Source organism: Paraburkholderia sp. BGA-UO-ETr-F12 (assembly GCF_059567945.1).
On sequence record NZ_JCAQOZ010000018.1, the window covers coordinates 47,204 to 66,386 of the forward strand.

At 64.7% G+C, this 19,183-nt stretch carries 20 protein-coding genes and 1 riboswitch; of the genes, 11 read left to right on the top strand and 9 right to left on the bottom strand.

Annotation, left to right across the window (positions count from 1 at the left end):
- Positions 1 to 93: 93 nt before the first annotated feature.
- Complete coding sequence (locus AC57B6_RS07215) at positions 94 to 1,359, bottom strand: D-amino acid dehydrogenase (RefSeq protein ID WP_496420920.1); 1,266 nt, start codon at positions 1,357 to 1,359, stop codon at positions 94 to 96.
- A 17-nt stretch (positions 1,360 to 1,376) separates the two neighbouring features.
- Positions 1,377 to 2,636: an MFS transporter gene (locus AC57B6_RS07220; RefSeq protein WP_496420921.1), complete on the bottom strand. Its 1,260-nt coding sequence runs from the start codon at positions 2,634 to 2,636 to the stop codon at positions 1,377 to 1,379.
- Between the two features lie 297 nt (positions 2,637 to 2,933).
- On the opposite strand from AC57B6_RS07220, the gene AC57B6_RS07225 reads away from it, so the two are divergent.
- A complete protein-coding gene (locus AC57B6_RS07225) occupies positions 2,934 to 3,860 on the top strand; it encodes a tyrosine-protein phosphatase (RefSeq protein ID WP_183803353.1) in 927 nt (308 codons plus the stop codon).
- Positions 3,861 to 4,067: 207 nt separating this feature from the next.
- Here the strand turns inward: AC57B6_RS07225 and AC57B6_RS07230 are convergent, their stop codons facing one another.
- Positions 4,068 to 5,339, bottom strand: a complete 1,272-nt coding sequence (locus tag AC57B6_RS07230; RefSeq protein ID WP_028199615.1) for an ATP-binding protein — start codon at positions 5,337 to 5,339, stop codon at positions 4,068 to 4,070.
- The gene (locus AC57B6_RS07235) at positions 5,336 to 6,076 is read right to left on the bottom strand and encodes a response regulator (RefSeq protein WP_028199616.1); all 741 of its coding nucleotides are present in this window, start codon (positions 6,074 to 6,076) and stop codon (positions 5,336 to 5,338) included. The genes AC57B6_RS07230 and AC57B6_RS07235 overlap by 4 nt, the downstream gene beginning before the upstream one ends.
- Before the next feature lie 442 nt (positions 6,077 to 6,518).
- Between AC57B6_RS07235 and AC57B6_RS07240 the strand changes: the two genes are divergently transcribed.
- From AC57B6_RS07240 to AC57B6_RS07255, 4 genes are all read left to right on the top strand, one after another.
- A complete protein-coding gene (locus tag AC57B6_RS07240) occupies positions 6,519 to 6,710 on the top strand; it encodes a hypothetical protein (protein ID WP_028199617.1) in 192 nt (63 codons plus the stop codon).
- A gap of 15 nt (positions 6,711 to 6,725) precedes the next feature.
- A complete protein-coding gene (locus AC57B6_RS07245; protein WP_028199618.1) occupies positions 6,726 to 6,923 on the top strand; it encodes a DUF6726 family protein in 198 nt (65 codons plus the stop codon).
- A gap of 3 nt (positions 6,924 to 6,926) precedes the next feature.
- Positions 6,927 to 7,640, top strand: a complete 714-nt coding sequence (locus AC57B6_RS07250) for a hypothetical protein (protein WP_496420922.1) — start codon at positions 6,927 to 6,929, stop codon at positions 7,638 to 7,640.
- A gap of 127 nt (positions 7,641 to 7,767) precedes the next feature.
- The gene (locus AC57B6_RS07255) at positions 7,768 to 8,439 is read left to right on the top strand and encodes a flagellar basal body L-ring protein FlgH (RefSeq protein WP_496420923.1); all 672 of its coding nucleotides are present in this window, start codon (positions 7,768 to 7,770) and stop codon (positions 8,437 to 8,439) included.
- Between the two features lie 56 nt (positions 8,440 to 8,495).
- Here AC57B6_RS07255 and AC57B6_RS07260 read toward each other — a convergent pair whose 3' ends face one another.
- The 5 genes from AC57B6_RS07260 to AC57B6_RS07280 all read right to left on the bottom strand — a co-directional run bounded on the left by AC57B6_RS07260 (position 8,496) and on the right by AC57B6_RS07280 (position 13,397).
- Positions 8,496 to 9,236 (bottom strand): response regulator, encoded by a 741-nt coding sequence (locus AC57B6_RS07260; RefSeq protein WP_028199621.1) that lies wholly within the window; start codon positions 9,234 to 9,236, stop codon positions 8,496 to 8,498.
- Between the two features lie 95 nt (positions 9,237 to 9,331).
- Positions 9,332 to 9,973 carry a hypothetical protein gene (locus tag AC57B6_RS07265; protein WP_496420924.1) on the bottom strand — a complete coding sequence of 214 codons (642 nt, stop codon included), beginning with the start codon at positions 9,971 to 9,973 and terminating at the stop codon, positions 9,332 to 9,334.
- A gap of 115 nt (positions 9,974 to 10,088) precedes the next feature.
- Positions 10,089 to 10,550 (bottom strand): hypothetical protein, encoded by a 462-nt coding sequence (locus AC57B6_RS07270; RefSeq protein WP_030100670.1) that lies wholly within the window; start codon positions 10,548 to 10,550, stop codon positions 10,089 to 10,091.
- A gap of 244 nt (positions 10,551 to 10,794) precedes the next feature.
- Positions 10,795 to 11,568: an SDR family NAD(P)-dependent oxidoreductase gene (locus AC57B6_RS07275; protein ID WP_028199624.1), complete on the bottom strand. Its 774-nt coding sequence runs from the start codon at positions 11,566 to 11,568 to the stop codon at positions 10,795 to 10,797.
- A 77-nt stretch (positions 11,569 to 11,645) separates the two neighbouring features.
- On the bottom strand, positions 11,646 to 13,397 hold the full coding sequence (locus AC57B6_RS07280) for an ABC transporter ATP-binding protein/permease (RefSeq protein WP_030100672.1): 1,752 nt from the start codon (positions 13,395 to 13,397) through the stop codon (positions 11,646 to 11,648).
- Between the two features lie 342 nt (positions 13,398 to 13,739).
- A riboswitch (TPP riboswitch) is annotated at positions 13,740 to 13,863 on the top strand.
- Between the two features lie 230 nt (positions 13,864 to 14,093).
- On the opposite strand from AC57B6_RS07280, the gene AC57B6_RS07285 reads away from it, so the two are divergent.
- The 6 genes from AC57B6_RS07285 to mlaE all read left to right on the top strand — a co-directional run bounded on the left by AC57B6_RS07285 (position 14,094) and on the right by mlaE (position 19,140).
- Complete coding sequence (locus tag AC57B6_RS07285; protein WP_496420925.1) at positions 14,094 to 15,224, top strand: FAD-dependent oxidoreductase; 1,131 nt, start codon at positions 14,094 to 14,096, stop codon at positions 15,222 to 15,224.
- Positions 15,225 to 15,307: 83 nt separating this feature from the next.
- Positions 15,308 to 15,505 carry a sulfur carrier protein ThiS gene (gene thiS, locus AC57B6_RS07290; RefSeq protein ID WP_028199627.1) on the top strand — a complete coding sequence of 66 codons (198 nt, stop codon included), beginning with the start codon at positions 15,308 to 15,310 and terminating at the stop codon, positions 15,503 to 15,505.
- A gap of 39 nt (positions 15,506 to 15,544) precedes the next feature.
- Complete coding sequence (locus tag AC57B6_RS07295) at positions 15,545 to 16,360, top strand: thiazole synthase (protein WP_030100674.1); 816 nt, start codon at positions 15,545 to 15,547, stop codon at positions 16,358 to 16,360.
- On the top strand, positions 16,357 to 17,460 hold the full coding sequence (gene thiE / locus AC57B6_RS07300) for a thiamine phosphate synthase (protein WP_496420926.1): 1,104 nt from the start codon (positions 16,357 to 16,359) through the stop codon (positions 17,458 to 17,460). The genes AC57B6_RS07295 and thiE overlap by 4 nt, the downstream gene beginning before the upstream one ends.
- A gap of 94 nt (positions 17,461 to 17,554) precedes the next feature.
- Complete coding sequence (locus tag AC57B6_RS07305) at positions 17,555 to 18,376, top strand: ABC transporter ATP-binding protein (RefSeq protein ID WP_496420927.1); 822 nt, start codon at positions 17,555 to 17,557, stop codon at positions 18,374 to 18,376.
- The gene (gene mlaE / locus AC57B6_RS07310) at positions 18,373 to 19,140 is read left to right on the top strand and encodes a lipid asymmetry maintenance ABC transporter permease subunit MlaE (RefSeq protein ID WP_030100676.1); all 768 of its coding nucleotides are present in this window, start codon (positions 18,373 to 18,375) and stop codon (positions 19,138 to 19,140) included. The genes AC57B6_RS07305 and mlaE overlap by 4 nt, the downstream gene beginning before the upstream one ends.
- Positions 19,141 to 19,183 lie beyond the last annotated feature (43 nt).

Below are 19,183 nucleotides of genomic sequence, written 5' to 3' on the forward strand. Positions count from 1 at the left end.
AAAGCGGTACATAAGCGGTACCCCCAAAGCGGTAAAAAACAAAGCCGGGCATCTGAGAGGGTGACCCGGCTTTTCCGTCTTCGCGACGCGCTTTTATTTGCGGTAGCGGTTCAAAGTGAGCCCGTCCAGGTCGATCTCCGGCTTGCGCTGCGTGATCAAATCCGCGACCACCCGGCCCGAGCCCATCGACATCGCCCAACCCGTCGACCCATGTCCGACGTTCAGCCAGAGATTGTCCACGCCGGACGGCCCGAGCAACGGCGCGCCATCGGGCGTCATGGGCCGGCGGCCGACCCAGAAGTGCGCGGAGGTCGGATTGGCCGCGTGCGGAAACCAGTCGCTGAGTACCTTCATCAGCGTCTGCAAGGCTTGCTCGCGCAGGGTTGTCTGGCGATTGCCAAGCTCAGCCGTGCCGGCCACGCGCAGGTTGTTGCCAAAACGCGTGATCGCCGTTTTCAACGATTCGTCCATCAGCGCCGCCAGCGGGGCTTTTTCTTCGTCGGTGATGGGCAGCGTGGCCGAGTAGCCTTTCACCGGGTAGAGCGGCACCTTCACGCCGAGCGGCGCGAGCAACGTCGCGCTGTCGACCCCCAGCGTCACCACCACGGCATCCGCTTGCAATGTCTCACTGCCGCGCTCGCTTTCGAGATTGACCGCATGCACCGCACCGCCTCGCACGTCGAGCGAACTCACGCGGGTATCGAAGCGAAACCGCACGCCGTTGCGCTCGCAGATCGCCCGCAGTTCACGGGTGAAGCGGGCGCAATCGCCGGCTTCGTCGTTGGGGAGATAGAGGCCGGAGAGCGGCGTCTGGCGGGCCCAGCGCAGACCCGGTTCGATCTCGACACACTGCGCGGCGCTGACTTCACGGTACGCGATGCCCGCGTCGCGCAGCACCGCCAACGCCGGCTGCGCTAGCTCCACATCGTATTCGCTGCGGAATAACTGCAGATAGCCCTGACTGCGGCCATAGTCGAACGGATGACGGGCGCGGAATTCGTGCAGACACTCCCGGCTGTAATAGGCGATGCGTTGCATGCGCTGCTTGTTGACGCGAAAGCGTTCAAGATCGCATTCGCGTAGCCAGCGCATGATCCAGCGCCATTGAGCCGGGTCGAGAGTAGGGCGGAAGATCAGCGGCGAGGCCGGCTTGAACAGATACTTGAAGATCTTGGCCGGCATGCCGGGCGCGGCCCACGGCGTCACATAGCCCGGCGCGATGACACCGGCGTTGCCGAAGCTGGTTGAGAGCGCGACGTCCGGCTCGCGCTCGATCACGGTGACATCGCAGCCTTGCTGGCGCAGATAAAACGCGGTGGCGACGCCGATCACGCCGCCGCCAAGAACAATCGTTTTCATGTGGTTGTACGGCGGTTTCAGGCGCTCGGACGAGTCGCGCCGAGCACTTTGCCCTTGGTTTCCGGCAGACACACCGCGGCAACGATCACCAGCAGATAGCCCGACCCGGCGATGATGCCCATCGCCTTCACCAGCGTCATGGTTTGTGACAGTGTACCGACCAGGATCGGAAAGAACGAGCCGAGACCGCGGCCCAGGTTATAGCAGAAGCCTTGCCCCGAGCCGCGGATCGAATTCGGATAAAGCTCCGACAGGTAGGCGCCCACGCCCGCGAAAATCCCTTGCACGACGATACCCAGCGGGAAGCCGAGGGCGAGCATCATGCCGTCGGTGATCGGCAGCATCGTGTAGACCATGCCGAGCACGAACGAGCCAATCGCGAACAGCACGAACGAAGCGCGGCGGCCGATCTTGTCGCACAGAATCGCGCCGACGATATAGCCAGTGAACGAGCCGACGATCAGCACGATCAGATAGCCGCTCGTGTTGAAGACTGACAGGTGGCGCACGGTCTTCAGATAGGTCGGCAGCCAGGTGGTGATCGCGTAATAGCCGCCGAGCATGCCGGTGCAGAGCACGCTGCCCAGGATGGTCGTTCTGAGGTGAGGGAAGGCGAAGATCTGCAGGAAGTGCGAGGTGTCGAAACCGCTATCTCGAGCCCGGCGGGTTTCGAGAAAGATTTCCGGATCGCTGACATTGCGGCGGATGTAGATGATCCACAGCGCGGGCAGCAGGCCGATCCAGAAGCAGGCGCGCCATGCATACTGTTCCGGCAGCAGCGCGAAGAACGCCCAATAGATGATGGCAGCCGCGGCCCAGCCGAATGACCAGCTGCTCTGCACGGTGCCCACGGCTTTCGCGCGATGCTGAGGTGAGCGGATGGTTTCGGCCATCATGATCGTCACGACCGACCATTCGCCGCCAAAGCCAATGCCTTGCAGCGTGCGGGTGGTCAGCAGTTGCCAGAACGAGTGGGTGAAGCCCGACAGGCAGGTAAAGATCGCGAAGGTGGCAATGGTCCACTGGAGGACCCGCACGCGTCCGTAGCGATCGGCGAGAATCCCGGCGAGCCAGCCGCCGATCGCCGACGAAATCAGCGAACTGGTCGCGATCATGCCGGCTTCGCTTTTGGTCATGCCCCACGTCGCGATCAGCGTCGGAATGAGGAATGAATAGATCATGAAATCAAAGGCGTCGACTGCGTAGCCGCCGAAGCCGGCATAGAGGGTGCGGCGTTCGCGCTGTGTCAGTTCGGTGAACCATTGGAGAGAGGGCATGTTTTTTTGTTGTCTCCAAGTGGTTTTTGCCTTGCGGCGGCGTGATCGTGGGTTTTTTGTATTCTAAGGTGATGGGGCGGGTGCGGCCAGTTGTGGTCAAAAATGGCAGCCGGCTAAAGGACGGCTAAAGGACGGCTGAGGGACGGCTGAGGGACGGCTAAGGGACAGGTAAGGAACTCCATTCCGGTTCCTTACCAACTACTACTATGTAACCCAAAAATAATCGGCCGCCGTTAAACTGCGCCGGCAGCGCTCGAGCTGCGACTACCCTCCTCACGTCCGCGCTCGTCACTGCCAATGCCCGCAACCGCAAAAAACTGCTCGCCGTTCCGCCGCCCCGCGAGCACGCCTTTGCGGGCAGATTACTCGCGCCGCGCGTTCCTGAGATCTTCGGCAAGTGCGCTGCTGCTTTCCGGGATGGGGAGCACCCTGCTATCGGCTTGTGGGGGCGGAAATCTGGACACCGACCAGCCGGCCACGCCGCGCCTCGCCTCGGTGAGTAACTTTCGCGACGTAGCGGGCGCAGCCGCCGGCTACCCCACGGTCGACGGCAAGCAGATGCGCCGTGGCGCCTTCTATCGCGCGAACGCGCTGACTCTCAGTACTGCCGATGCCGCCACGCTCAACAAACTCGGCATTGCTTCGGTCTACGATCTGCGCACGCCCGGCGAAATTGCACGCACGGCGGATGTCTTGCCGAGCGGCGCGATATCGGAGACGCTCGATGTGCTGGGCGTCAATGATTTCGTTACGCCGACGTTCGATACGGCGGCGGCCGCCGTCGCGTTCATGGAGGGCGAGGCGCGCGCCTATGTCACCGGCGCGGCCCAGCGCGTCGGCTATGGTGAACTCCTCACGCGGCTCGCCAATGGCGCCGGCGCGCAACTGTTCCATTCTAGCGCGGGTAAGGATCGCGCCGGCTGGGTTGCGGCGCTCCTGCTCAGCATCGCCAACGTGCCGCTCGACGTCATCATGCAGGACTATCTGCTGAGCAACGTCTATCTGGCTCAATCGATCCAGGCGCGGACGGCCACGTTGCAGGCGCAGGATGGCGACACTGTCGCAGCGATCGAGTCGCCGCTCTTCAATGTCCAGGAAAATTATCTGCAAGCAGGGTTCGATCAGGTGCAGGCTAGCTACGGCACGATGGCGAGCTATCTGACGCAAGGCCTTGGCCTCTCGCAAGCGACGATCGACATGTTGCACGCCCGCCTCGTCGTGTGATTTGCGCTGGCCGCGCCAGGTGTCGCGCGGAACACGCCGGCGGGACAGACGAAAAAAAGTCCGCCCCATGTAACCGGGCGGACAGAGAAGGGCGGCATCGAGGTTGCCGGGGGCGACTATAAGGCCGCAATGCCCGCGCAAACCCGTTCAGTAAGGACGCGTAAGCGCTCGTGCCTGTGAACCCTGCTCAGCCCTTCCCCACCTTCCTCATGACTGTGCCGGCGCAACCGGCAATTCGATTCGTACTTCCAGCCCGCCTTGCGCATGATTGCCTACCTGGCAGCGCCCGCCGCGATCGTGCGCAAGCCGTGCGACGATCGCGAGACCCAGGCCGCAATGACCTTCGCCGCCGCGCGCGGCATCGAGCCGCACAAACGGTTTCATCGCCGCCGCGACACGGTCGTCGGGAATGCCCGGGCCGTGGTCGCGCACGCTGATGATCCAATGCCGGTCGTTGCGCGCCGTGGCGATGTCCACCGGCGGTGAGCCGTGCTCGAGCGCGTTGTCGACAAGATTCGTGACCAGCCGGTCGAGCAGGGTGCGCGGCAGCGCGAACGACGAACCGGCGCGCAGATCGAGCGTGAACAACGGTGTCTCGGCACTGTCGCTGGCGGAAAACTGTTCCCGCAGAAATTCGTCGACTTCGACCGGCGGCCCCGCATCGGCGGACTGGCCCGCAAACTCCAGAAACTGCTGGACGATGTTGGTCAGCGAGTCGACGTCACGGATCAGGCCGGCCCGCTCGTTTTCCGCGACCAGCACGCTCGCGCGCAACTTCAATCGCGTCAGCGGTGCTTTCAGATCGTGGGCGACGCCGGCCAGCATGACCGCCTGGTCGTCGCCGGCCTCATTCAGGCGCCGCATCATGTCGTTGAAGGAACCGATCAGATCGCGCAACTCGCGCGGGCCTTGCACGGTCACGGGTTCTGGCCGTCCGCCCGAACCGAACGCACGGGCCGCATCGGCCACGCGCGACAACGGCCGCTGCATCTGCCAGACCGCGAACAGCGAAAGGATCAGCGCGGCCGCCAGCATCGAGATGGATTCGATCAGGAAGCGCGGGCGCGGCGGGACGTCGACCGGCACGACAACCCAGTTGGACTTGCCGGGGAGCAGTACCCATAACTGTGGCGGACGCAGGTCGTCGACGGCGATCTGCGTGCCGGGCGGCAGGTTCTCGCGCAAATGCCGGCTCAGTTCGACCAGCGGATGGGCGGAGGGCGCGTGCAGATGGACGCTCGACGGCATGTTCCAGGTGGGCACGAGATGCACGCGCATGGCGGGCGCCAGCGCGGCGCCCTTCATCGGCTCGCCGTTGATGGCTTGCAGCACCAGCAGAATGCCGCGCGCGAAGCCGTCGATTTCGTGACGCGGCGGCTGCATCACCACCAGCACGAACCAGCCGGCCTGAATCGCGAACAACACCGCTGTCGACAGCAACGCCATTCTGCCGAACAGTGTGTTCAGCGGGTTTCTCATGCGCTTGAGGCAGCCTCGTCGGCGAATGGGGTGCCGTCGGCGTCGGGTACGAACACGTAGCCTTTGCCGCGCACCGTCTGTACGTAGCAGGGGTTGGACGGATCGTCCTCGATCACGCGGCGCAGACGCCAGATCGGCACGTCGAGGCTGCGGTCGCGGAACGCGAGGTTGTCGCGATGCACGAGATCGTGAATCAGCACGCGCGACAGCACCTTGTACGGATTGTTGATGAAAATCTTTAGCAGCGCGAATTCACTGTCGCGCAGCGGCAGCTTCGTGTCGTCGCGTGACAGCGAGCGGGTGGCGAAGTCGAGTTCGAACGGGCCAAAGCGATACGGCTTGCGGGCTTCCGGCGCACTGGTGGTGGACGGCCCGCGGCGGCGTAACACTGTGTGGATGCGCGCGAGCAGCTCACGAGGGTCGAACGGCTTGGTCAGATAGTCGTCCGCGCCGAGCGATAGCCCGACGATGCGGTCGGCCACCGTGCCGCGCGCCGTGACGAAGATCACCGGGATGTCGTCGCCGGCGGCGCGCAGTGCGGTGAGCGCGCGTAAGCCGTCGGTGTTCGGCATCATGATGTCGAGCACGACGACCGACGGCCGTTCGCGTTCGAGCCGGCGTTGTAAATGGGTGCCGTCGTGCAGCACGGACGCGTCGAAGCCGTTCGTCTGCAGAAACTTGCAAAGCAGATCGCGTACGACCGGATCGTCGTCGACGATAAGGACCTGTGGATTCATGGCGAAATTCTAGACCGGCCCGCGCGACGCACGCCCGACTGTTTTCTTACCAATGCTTACCTAAACTCGCAGCGTCTTTGCAGATTCCGGCGTCAGTCCCGCCACCAAAGGCTCACCGCCTGTTTCACGGCCACATATTTGGCAATGCGCGCGTAATGGGTGAGTAATGCCCCGACCGGGTGTAACTCGGTGTGGCAGTCGTTTTATATGGCTTGAATGGCTCCACAGGATCAAATCCGCCCCCAATTGCTACCGCCGGCAATGGGTCGCAACGGGTCGTAAGAACCGTCGGAAAGCGCGTGTTCCTTCGTGCATCGCCACCGCCTGTGCAGCGAGATGATTCGTCGTGCAGTACGTTGCGTCGCATGTCGAAAACAGCCTAACGCCTTGGGCCCACGGCAAGCGGCGTGAAATCGAAACCTAGCGCCACGCGAGGCTCATCATGACCATTCACAGCCATCTCGGTTCAACCCGCTTTTCTTCGCTCGCCCCCATGTCGGCGGCGGAAAAGCCCGCAACTTCAAACACCGCGGCGGCGACGCCGCAGGCACCGGAGTCCGTTAGCGAGGCGCAGCCGTCGCCGCCCTCGCTGCCGTCCGGGCTCGTCGGGCATCACGTCAACACGACCGCCTGACGCATCGAGGCCCGTGTGTCGACCTCAAGCATTCCTGAGCGCATCGTTCGTGTCGCTGCGTGGTTGATGCTCGGCGCGGCGCTGCTGCCACTCGGCGGCTGCGCCGTTGCCGCGCTGCCGTGCCGGCTGACGTCGGCCACGCTGAAAATCATTCCGGTCGTCGGCCATGCCGCGGCCACACCGTTCGACATGTGTGCATCCGCCATCGACTGAATCATGACACTCAAACGGATTGCCTTTGCGTTCGCGTTGCTGGGCGGCCTGTTTTCGGTGGCCGCCGAGGCGCAACCGGTCGCGCGCGACGCGAACGCAGCCGGTGCTGCGTCGAAGAGCGCTTTGCCTGAGGCGCGCCGGCGCTCGCAGGACATGCCGTTTGCGTTTCGCGGCATCTCGCTCGGCATCACGCTCGACGAATTTCGCGCCGGCTCGACCGTGCGTGCCACGCCGGTTGGCAGCGTACCAGTCTGCGAGACGGACGTGCAGGCCGGCGCGCTCGGCATGCGGCTCAAATCGCAGGAGAGTCTGACCGTTGCATGCCGTTGGGCGCATCGCGCTGACGACGGCTGGGCAGTGTCGCAAGCCGTCGTCGACGGCGCACCGGCGCTGGAGCACGTGCTGCGTTTTGCGCGTGTCGATGGCCAGAGCCCACTGCGTTTGTACGAGATTTCTTTTGTGATCGACGAGATCACCGCCGAGGACTTGCGCGACGCGCTTGCCGACCGCTATGGCGCGCCGCGTCTGGTGACGCAAAGCGTGTCGTCGCCGGGCGTGCTGCCGGTCTACGTGTGGGACAACGCGGTGAGTTCGATCACCTTGTGTTTTTTGCCGGGAACGCGCAACGGCACGCTCACCTATCTGTTGAAGGGCTCGGACGCATGGGTGAAATCCGTCGTGCGGCAGTGGCAGGCAAGCGGCGCCGAGGCGGGGTGATGTGCCGCCTCGTCTGTCGCGCTGTTTGCGGGATCGCGCGTGGCGTCGATTGCGTCGTTAAGCGAAGCATCGGCGGCGCGACCGCACGGTCCGTTTTCATTCCGGCCGATCCGGCCAAGGAGCAACTATGACTGCGCTACGTCTGACTGTCACGCTAGGCGCGGCAGGCTGTCTCGCGGCTTGCGGCAGCAGCCAGCCACCGTCAATCGTTGAAACGCCGATGTCGCCGCCGATCGCCTCGGCGCCGCTGAACGTCAATACGCAGGGCGCGATCTATCAGGCCGGCGCGCCGTTGCTGCTTTACGAAACGCCGCGTGCGCAGCATATCGGCGACGTGCTGACGATCCGTTTGTCGGAGTCGTACAGCGGCAACAACAGCTCGACCGCGGCCGCGAGCCGCTCGAGCAGCATCACCGCGACCGCTGCGGATCAGTCGACCAACGCCGCTGCGCGGCTTGCGAGGCTGTTCAATGTCGGCTCGGCCAGCACCGACTACAAAGGACAGGGCAGTCTCACCGACACCAGCGGCATGACTGGCACACTCGCTGTGACGGTGATCGGCACGATGTCGACCGGCAATCTGGTGGTGTCGGGCGAGAAGGTCATCGCGATGAGCGGCAATCGCGACCGCTTGCGCCTGTCGGGTATCGTCAATCCGAAGGATATCGAAGCCGGGAATTATGTCGCGTCGAGCAAGGTCGCCAATGCACGTATCGAACAGGCCGGCGTGGGGATGGTGTCCGACGCCACCACGATGGGCTGGCTGCAAAGGATGTTTCTGAGCGTGCTGACTTTCTGAAGTCGATCGCGGTGCGCGCGAGTTGTGCGACACGCCGGGGCACGCTCTCTCAGGTCTTACGAAAGCGGCGCCGCGTTGCGTTCCGCCGCGCCGATCTCACCGTCCGGTACGAACACGTAGCCGCGGCCCCACACAGTTTGCACATAGCGCGGCTCGGACGGGTCCACCTCGATCAGCCGCCGCAAACGCCAGATCGATACATCAAGGCTGCGATTGCGATGCGCCTCGCTATTGCCGTGCAGTTTCTCCAGCAACTGCGCGCGCGTGAGTACCGTCATCGCGTGCGTGACGAATACCTTGAGCATTGCGAACTCGCTCGAGCGCAGTGGAATGCGTTCCCCATCGCGGCGCAGTTCGCGCGCCGGAAAATTCACCTCGAAGCGGCCGAAACGATAGGGTGCGCGTTGCTCCGGCGCGCTCGGCGCAATCGCACCGCGGCGGCGCAGGACCGTGCGAATCCGCGCGACCAGTTCGCTCGGTTCGAATGGCTTGCCGAGATAATCGTCGGCGCCGAGTTCGAGGCCGATCACGCGGTCGATCGGATCGGCGCGAGCGGTCAACAGGATCACGGGAATATCGTCACCGGCGACACGCAATGCGCGCAGTGCGCTGATGCCGTCGAGCTCCGGCATCATGATGTCGAGCACGATCAGCGCGGGGCGCTCGTTTTGCAACGCGCGCTGCAGCGCCATACCGTGTTCGAGCGTGGACACATTGAAGCCGCGCCCTAGCAGATATTCGCTGACGAGTTCGCGGACGACGGGGTCGTCGTCGACGACCAGAATGGATTGGTTCATCCAGGTCATCTTAGTGATCCGCGCGAGCGTCGCAAAGCACGTAACGCTTTCGAATCCTTTCGCGTGTAAGAGAAAGCAAGCAGACAGGCCTTCTTCTAGTTTGCCAGCGATGTCTGCATCGTTTGCATCGGTTGCCGTTCCAGGTCGGTCTGATCGACCACCATCTTGTCGATCAAACCATTGAGCTTGGTCGATGCGGTGGAGAAGCGGTCGGTATTGAGGCCGCCGGTCTGGTAGCGCGCGGTGACGAGAATGCGCCCGTGCTGGATCAGCGTCAGATCGATGATCGACAGATACTGGATCGTTTCGTCGCTGAACGAACGGCGGCCGTAATCGATCGCCGCGTTGTAGACGAGACGCGCCTCGCATCCGGCGGGCGATGTGCCCGGATTGTAGACGTCCGAACGAATGCCGCGGCGGTCGAGCGCGAGCTGCAGTGCCGGCACGAAATCGCCGACTGACACCGTTTGATTCACTTCGATGCAGACGTTGTGCACGTCCGCCCGCCGGCCGTTGACGAAGGTCGGCGACGAGTAGTTCGCGGCGATCGCGTAGCCGGCCTGAATCACGGAGCCGGTGGCGTCGGCCGCCGAGATCAGTGTCCACGCGCAGCCGTTCAGGCCTAACGCGAGGCAGGCCGAGGCAGCGAGCCGGGCACCGGGCCGCCGCAACCTGACCCACGCGGCCATCGGGGCCCGCGTGAAAGCGTCAACGCGCAAGCGTGGCATGGAGGTCATGATGCGGTGCCTGGTAGCGGTGAAGACGTGCGGCGTCACAAAGGGGCGCTGCGAACAGCGGTGCAGGGTAACGGCAACGATAACGGTAACGGCTCGCGGCAAGCAGGGTCCACGCTCAGCGCGTGACGCGCAGGCGTAGTTCGTTTTGCCCTTGCACGCTGGCCGTGACGCTCACGCGCCGGTCATCGGTGGTCACGATGAAATGCTGACGCGTCGGCGTGTTGACGTCGTGCACGACGTTCGGAAAACAGGCGGCGATATCGGCGCCGAACTCCTCGAGCGGATCGTTGACCACGCCGTCGGCTTGCCAGTGCGCGCGCCAGTGGCAATCGTAGGCGTGCGCGTTGGCGCGGCAGTCGTCCGCAGCCGAGACACCTGGCAGTTGCGCGGCGGGTTGCGAATGCAACTGCTTGAAGTCGGCAGCACTGACGATATGTTTGAGCGCGGGGCAAACGTCCGCGGGTTCGGCGGGCTGGGCGGCAAGCGCCGCATGCGTGGCGCTCGCGAGCAGCAGGGCTGCGCCAAGAGCGAGCGCTGCGCGCTGGGTCGAAGGATGAGAGCGGCGATCGAATGACATGTGCGGAGAGTCCGGTAGCAGTGAGTGGCGTGGCGGACCGGAGAGGGTACGGCCCGCACGACTATCGTCGCTGCAGCAGGGGCTTTTCAAAGCGGGGAACAGCTTGCCCGCTTCGCGAGTGCTTTCGAACTCTTCTCGCGTGTTTCAGGATGTTGCGATGTGTGGGTCGATTGCGCGCAAGGTCTCGCAGCAAGGTCTCGCAAATAGGCGTGCGGCCTTGCCGCGCTGACGAGCGGCGTGCCGCTTAGCCGAGCGTGAGGCCGCCGTCGATATGAATCACCTGGCCGGTGATGTGGCGCGCTTCGTCGGAGAGCAGGAAGGCGATCAACGCCGCGATATCCGCCGGTTCGGCGACGTGGCCAAGCGGCGTTGCCTCGGCGGCGCGAGTCCACACCGATGCATTATCGGCACTTGGACCGCGATCTTTACGGGTGTAGCCGGGCGCGACGCAATTGACGGTCACGCCATGCGCCGCCAGTTCGGCGGCGGCGGTTTTGGCCAGCGATTCGAGTGCGGCTTTCGCGGCCGCCGTAGCGGCGAATGGCGCATCGACGCGATAGCGATGCGCGACGAACGAACTGAGCGCGACCACGCGGCCTCGCTCCGAGGTCGCCAGTGCCGGCGTGGCTCGCTTGACGAGCGCGGCGAAGGCGCCCGGCATTGCGGCGAAGGCGGCGTTGAACGCATCCGTGTCGAGTGCGTTGAGCGTTTGCCGTTGCGCGTGGCCGGCATTCGCGACCAGTTGGTCCAGCGCGCCGAACTGCGCGAGCGTTTGATGAATCACGTGCTCGGGGGCGCCGCGTTCAGCCAGATCGGCGCATACCGTCGCGCAGTGTGCGCCGTTCGCGCTGCAATCGGCGGCGACCTGCGCGAGACGCCGGCGCGCTTCGTCGTCGGCCCCGCGTGCGTGCAGCATCAGCGCGGTGCGCGGTGCGGCGATGCGCCGTGCCAATGCCGCGCCGATGCCGGAGCCCGCGCCGGTGATCAGGACGACCCGATCGAAGCCGGAGTCGCTCATGTCAGTCGTGCTGTTCGCGTCGTCGGCTCGGCTCATGTCGCTCTCGCTGTGCAGGCTGGTGATGCTGCTTGTGCTGTTTATGCGGCGATCGGTTCGCCCGAACGCTCGACGTCGAGCGTGTCGCCATGGAACGCCGCCAGCGATTCGCGATGCGCGACACTGACGATCGCCGCCTTCGGCAGCCGCTCGGTGAACAGGTGATAGAGACGCGCTTCGTTTTCCGCATCGAGCGCGCTGGTCGCTTCGTCGAGGAACAGATAGTCCGGCTTGTGCAGCAGCACGCGAGCGCCGGCGAGACGTTGCTGTTCGCCTGGCGAGAGGATGCGCGTCCAGTGCCCCGATTCCTGCAGGCGCTCGGCGTATTCCGAAAGATGGCAGGTGACGAGCGCTTCACGGCATTCTTCGTCGGTGTAGGTGTCCGCGGGAGAAGGATAGGTGAGTGCTGCCTTCAGCGTGCCGATCGGCATGTAGCTGACCTGCGGGATGAACATCATGCGCGCGTTGACCGGTGCGTCGATCGAACCGTCGCCGAACGGCCACAAGCCGGCGAGCGCGCGCATCAGCGTGCTCTTGCCGGAGCCGGACGGACCCCGCACCAGCCAGCGCGAGCCCGGTGTGATCGCGATATCGCGGATGCGCGACAGCGGGTTGCCGTTCGGCAGCGCAAGCTGGAGGCCGTCGGTGGAAAGCCGGTCTTCATCGACGAAATGCAGGTTGATGCCGCCATGCGCGGTGGCCGGCGACACGGACTCCTTCAGACGCGGCGCATGTACGATTCGCTTGAATTCGCGCAACCGGTTCACGGTGGCGCGCCACTCGACGAGCGTGCCGTAACTATTGATGAACCACGAAAACGAATCGCTGACGGTGCCGAATGCTTGCGAGATCTGCATCAGCACGCCGAATGAGAAAGCGCCTGCGAAGTAGCGCGGCGCGGCGACGACGATCGGGAAGATGATCGCGATCTGACCGTAGAAGCTCAGCACGAAGGTGAGCCGCTTGGTGTACTTCATCACCTGCCACCAGTTGTCGCGGATGCGGCCGAACAGCGTGTGCGCGTTCGTCTTCTCCGTTTCCATGCCGTTATAGAAGGCGATCTGTTCGGCGTTCTCACGAAGGCGGATCAGGCCGAAACGGAAATCCGCCTCGACTTTCTGTGCCTGGTAGTTAATCGGCACGAGCGGGTGGCCGACCTTCTGGATGATCAGCGAGCCCACCACGGCGTAGAGCGCCGCGGCCCACACCATGTAGCCGGGAACCTGTATTGGCATGCCGCCGAGCGAAATGGTCAGCGCGCCGGCCAGCGACCACAGGATCGTGATGAACGAGACCAGCGTGACGACCGTGGAGAGCAGGTCGAGCGTTAGCGAGAGCGTGGTGGTGGCGAACGATTGCAGGTCGTCGCTGATCCGCTGGTCGGGGTTGTCGGCGAGCCGGTCGCGTTCGATCCGGTAGAAGGCGCTGTCGCGCAGCCATTCGTTGAGATAACGCGTGGTCAGCCACTGGCGCCAGCGGAAGCCGAGCATCTGGCGCAGATAACGGCCGTACACGGCAAGGATGATGAAGCCGAACGCGAGCCCGGTGAACACCATCAGCAGGTGCGGAAAGTCGTGCACGTTCTTGGTCTGCAGCGCGTTGTAGAAGTCGGCGCTCCAGCGATTCAGGCGCACGTTGATCCACACGACGAGCAGATTCATCACGATGATCGCGACGAGCAGCCCCCACGCCGTTTTTCGTTCTTCGGAAACCCAGTAAGGTTTGATCAGGCTCCAGGCGGAGACTTTTTCGTCCGGCGGCAGCGCGGGGCTGGAAGCGGTATTCGGTGTCATGAGCATCCTGATGAAGTGCTGGCCCATCTGGCCGGCCCATTTCGGACCGACCCCACGGCGGTTTGCGGTACGTGCCCCGGGCGTCATGCTCGACGAACCCACGCCCGGGTGAGCGCCTGATTCTGGCGCGAGGCCCTTAAGCGAAAATTAATTTCCACCCGGCGGCTGCGCCTCGACGCCGCGCGTGCGGCCAGGCGGCCCCGCAGTATCCGGTGCTGGCATTGTGCCAGAGCGCCGGCTCCGGCCATATTGGCGGATCGAAAGATGGTGCCGGATCAACTGCCGCGCGCCTGCATGGGCCATCGGTTTGCGGGCGTTGCGCCTTTTATGGTCTAATGACCTTCGACGAAACAGGGGTGCTTTGCCCACAGGCTGCGTGATTCTCATGCAGCGGCGGCTAGGCTGAGAGAGACCCTTTGCACCCGATCCGGGTAATACCGGCGCGGGAAGTTTCCGGAAGCAGCCAGTCTTCCATTCCCCGCCGGGCGGCGTCAGCTATTGGGACGCGCGTTTTGCCCGGCCGGCCTCACCCGCCGGTTTCGTCCTGGGTACGTGCGTTTTTGGGCCGTACAGAAAGGACTCGATGACCGCCTATTCTTCATACATGTGTTTTACTGCTCGCCGCGCTCCAGCCGCTTACGTCGATGCGCCGTGCTGCTTGAGCGTTGCCGTCTGTCGCGGCTCGGAGCGGGCGCGATGAACCGTCGTGCTCAACCTGATTTCGCGGTGCTCGGCGGCGGGCTGTGCGGGCGTCTGGTCGCATGGCGCCTTGCCGGTGAAGGATATCGCGTGGCGCTCTACGAGCGCGGCGACGCCGCCGGCTCGCAGGCCGCCGCCTGGGTCGCCGCCGCCATGCTGGCGCCGCTGGCAGAAGCCGCCAGCGCCGAATTGCTGATCACGCGTCTCGGCGCAAGTTCGCTCGAGACCTGGCCGCAAGTGCTGGCCGAATTGCCCGAACCGGTGTTCTTCCAGCGCAATGGCACGCTTGTGGTCTGGCATCACGCCGACCGGACCGAAGCGCCGTTGTTCGAGCGCCGCGTGCGCTCGAACGCGCCTGCCGAATTGCTCGACGGCGGCTTTGTGACGCTGGCCGGCGCCCAGCTCGGTGCGGCCGAACCCGCGTTGGCGGGCCGCTTCAATCAGGGCTGGCTGCTGCCGCATGAAGGTCAACTGGATAACCGTCAGGTGCTGGCCGCGCTTGCCGCGGGTCTGGCGCAGCGCGGTGTCGATACGCACTGGAATACGCCGGTCGACGATCACGCGCTGCCGCCTGCGCGCGTCACGATCGACTGCCGGGGTTTGGGCGCGAAACCGGTGCTGCCCACGCTGCGCGGCATCCGCGGCGAAGTCGCCCGTGTGCATGCGCCCGGCATCAAGTTGACGCGGCCGGTGCGATTGCTGCATCCGCGCTATCCGCTGTATATCGCGCCGAAGCAGGACGATCTCTACGTGATCGGCGCGACCGAGGTAGAAGGCGAGGACATGTCGCCGGTCAGCGTGCGCTCGGCGCTCGAGTTGCTGAGCGCGGCGTTCTCCGTGCATCCCGGCTTCGGCGAGGCACGCATCCTCGAATTGAATTCGCAGTGCCGCCCGACTTTGCCGGACCACCGTCCGGCCTTGCTGTGGGACGGCGCGCAGACGCTGCGCGTGAACGGCCTGTACCGGCACGGCTACATGATCGTGCCCGAAGTCGCCGACGAAGCCGTGCGCTTTGCCGCGGCGCTGCTCGATGGCCGCATTGGCGACGCCGAAGCTTTCGCCGACTGGCAACGCGCTGCGCGCTGGAGCGAGCTGTTTCAACTGGACTGTGCGCGGGAACCGGCATGAGCGTTGCGCATCCGCGGATGAAATAACCGCGGGCAAGCCAGCACGTGCCGCTCCCGCTATTGACTGAACCGTATTCGAACACCATGGACATTCATATCAATCAGAAGCCGTTGTCGCTGCCCGAAGGCGCGACTGTCGCCGATGCGCTCGCCGCGTTCGGCGCGCGTCCGCCGTTCGCGGTCGCACTGAACGGCGATTTCGTCGCGCGCACCCAGCATGCGGCGCGCGCGCTGCAGCCGGGCGACAAGCTCGATGTCGTGCAACCCGTGGCTGGCGGCTAAGCGCCGCACCACGCCTTGCCGGAGACCAGGATTATGCAAATGACTGCCCCCCAAACCGCCGACGCGCTCACGCTGTACGGCCAAACCTTCGCGAGTCGGGTGCTGCTCGGCACTTCGCGCTATCCCTCGCTGCAATCGCTGTCCGATTCGATCGACGCGGCGCGACCCGGCATGGTGACCGTTGCTTTGCGCCGGCAGATGAACGAAGGCGGCGCCGAAGCCGGCTTTTTCGACCTGCTCAAGCGCCACGGCGTGCCGCTTTTGCCCAATACCGCCGGCTGCCTGACGGTCGGCGAGGCGGTGACCACCGCGCACATGGCGCGCGAAATCTTTGAGACCGACTGGATCAAGCTCGAACTGATCGGCGACGACTACACGTTGCAGCCCGATCCGGTCGGCCTGATCGAAGCGGCGACGCAGTTGATCAAGGACGGTTTCAAGGTGCTGCCGTACTGCACCGAAGATCTGGTGATCGGCCGCCGTCTGCTCGACGCGGGCTGCGAGGCGCTGATGCCGTGGGGCGCGCCGATCGGTACCGGCAAGGGCGTGATCAATCCGTACGGCCTGCGCGTGTTGCGCGAACGTCTGCCGGATGTGCCGCTGATCGTCGACGCCGGCCTCGGCGTGCCGTCGCACGCGGCGCAGGTAATGGAGTGGGGCTTCGACGGCGTGCTGCTGAACACCGCCGTGTCGCAGGCAACGCACCCTGACGCGATGGCGCGCGCCTTTGCGCTGGGCGTCGAAGCGGGCCGCCAGGCTTTTCTGGCGGGGCCGATGGCCGAGCGCGAAAGCGCGCACGCGAGCACGCCGGTGGTCGGCATGCCGTTCTGGCATCAAGACGGGAGTGCTGCATGACGCAAACTTTGCCTTTGACCGGCCGCGACCTCTTCTGGCCGCCCGCCGATGAACTCACCGAAGCCGCCGAGCGGATCCGCGCCCGCCTGGGCGACTGGCCGCCGACGCACGCGCCGTGGCGCATTTGCCTGACCGCGCCGGACGAGCCGAACGGCGGCGACCTGATCGTTGTCGCCGACGCGCAACAGCACGGCGAACAGGTGGCGCGCTGGCAGGTGCAGGGCGCCGGCGTGATCGTCGCAGCCGAGAATGCGGCGACGCTCCATCTGGGCGGCGAGAAATACGGGTTGGAAGGCCATCTGGCGGAAGACTGGATAGCCGCGCTGGCGGCGTTTCTGGACTGCGGTTTCGATCCGCACGACGCGCTGGTGCTGGCTTTGGCCTGGCGTGACGGCGACGAAACCCGTGCGGACGACGCCTTTCCGGCCGATATTGCCCGCTTCCCGCGTCTGACCGGCCTGCCGGCCGCGCCGGCGCAAGCTTTTGCGCGTTGTCCCGACCGGCTTGGCCTGTATCCGGTACTGCCGACCGCGGAATGGGTCGAACGGGTGGCGGCCCTCGGCGTAAAGACAATCCAGTTGCGCCGCAAATCGGCCGAACCCGCCGACGAACTGAAGCGCGAAATCGCTCGTTCTGTCGCTGCGGGTCGCGAGCACGATGCCCAGGTTTTCATCAACGATCACTGGCTGGCCGCGCTGGAAGCGGGCGCTTACGGCGTCCACCTGGGCCAGGAAGACGTGCACACGGCCGATTTGTCGGCGCTTGCCGGCGCCGGCATCCGGCTTGGCCTGTCGACGCACGGCTTCTACGAGATTCTGAAAGCACTGCATTTCCGGCCCAGCTATATTGCGTTGGGCGCCGTGTTTCCGACCACGACCAAGTTCATGCCGACCGCACCGCAGGGGCTCAAGCGTCTGGCGCGGTATGTGCGCCTGCTCGACGGCGTCGTGCCGCTGGTGGCGATCGGCGGGATCGATTTGCAGGTGCTGCCCCAAGTGCTGGCGACGGGTGTAGGCTGCGCCGCGGTTGTGCGCGCCGTGACCGAGGCCGCCGATCCGGCTGCCGCGGTTTCTGCGCTGCAACATGCGTTTACGCAATAATCGTCAAAGTCAGTAAAGGGACGGGGCACCTCACGGCAGCTTTTGCATGATGGCCCTATAATTCGGCCTTCCGTGTAAAAGGACTGTCAGTTTCGTGTCTTCCTCCCCCGAGACCTTACTCGAGCTGCGTGACGTCGACTTCGGTTATGGCGACCGGCTCGTCCTGTCGAACCTGAATCTGCGCTTCAAGCGTGGCCAGGTCGTCGCGGTCATGGGCGGCTCGGGTTGCGGCAAGACCACGGTGCTGCGCCTGATCGGCGGTCTGGTGCGCGCGCAGCGCGGCCAGATCCTGTTTCAAGGCCATGACATCGGCCAGCAGACGCGCGACGGTCTCTACGCGCTGCGCCGCAAGATGGGCATGCTGTTCCAGTTCGGCGCACTGTTCACCGACATGTCGGTGTTCGAGAACGTCGCGTTCGCACTGCGCGAGCACACCGACCTCCCCGAAGAACTGATCCGCGATCTCGTATTGATGAAGCTCAACGCGGTTGGGTTGCGCGGCGCGCGCGATCTCGCACCGTCGGAGATTTCGGGCGGCATGGCGCGGCGCGTGGCGCTGGCCCGGGCGATTGCGCTCGACCCCGAGCTGATGATGTACGACGAACCGTTCGCCGGCCTCGATCCGATCTCGCTCGGCATCACCGCGAACCTGATTCGCGCGCTGAATCAGGCGCTTGGCGCAACCTCGATTCTCGTCACGCACGACGTCCCGGAATCGTTCGCGATCGCCGATTACGTCTATTTCCTCGCCAACGGCGGGGTGCATGCCGAAGGCACCCCGGCCGAGCTGCGTGCGTCGACCGACGCCACGGTGCGCCAGTTCATCGACGGCGCGCCGGACGGTCCATTCAAATTCCACTACCCCAGCCAGACGCCGCTCGCGGCGGACTTCGGCATTGGCGGAGGTCAGTCATGATCAGTGCTTTGGGTCGATCGGTGATCGACGGCTTGGGCACGGCCGGCTATGCCACGCGTTTCTTCTTCCGGCTGCTGTTCGAATTTTTCCCACTATTGCGCCGGCCGCGCCTTGTCACGAAGCAGATCCACTTCGTGGGTAATTATTCGCTGGTGATCATCGCCGTGTCGGGGCTGTTCGTCGGTTTCGTGCTCGGCTTGCAAGGGTATTACACGCTCAACCGCTATGGTTCCGAGCAGGCGTTGGGGCTGCTGGTCGCGCTTTCGCTGGTGCGCGAGCTCGGTCCGGTGGTCACCGCGCTCCTTTTCGCGGGCCGTGCCGGCACGTCGCTCACGGCCGAGATCGGTTTGATGAAGGCAGGCGAGCAACTCACCGCGATGGAAATGATGGCGGTGGATCCGGTGAAGGTGGTGGTAGCGCCGCGGCTGTGGGCGGGGATCATTGCCATGCCGATTCTGGCCGCGATTTTCAGCGCGGTCGGTGTGTTCGGTGGTTATGTGGTGGGCGTGCTGCTGATCGGCGTCGATGCCGGCGCGTTCTGGTCGCAGATGCAAGGCGGTGTCGACGTCTGGCGCGATGTGGGCGCCGGGGTCATCAAGAGCGTGGTGTTCGGGCTCGCGGTGACCTTCGTGGCGCTGTTTCAGGGCTACGAAGCCAAGCCGACGCCGGAAGGCGTGTCGCGCGCCACGACCAAGACGGTCGTGTACGCGTCGCTCGCGGTGCTCGGCCTCGATTTTCTGTTGACCGCACTGATGTTCAGCTAAGACTGCGCTGCACGTTTCTGCTCAGCGAACGCGCCCGGGTTCG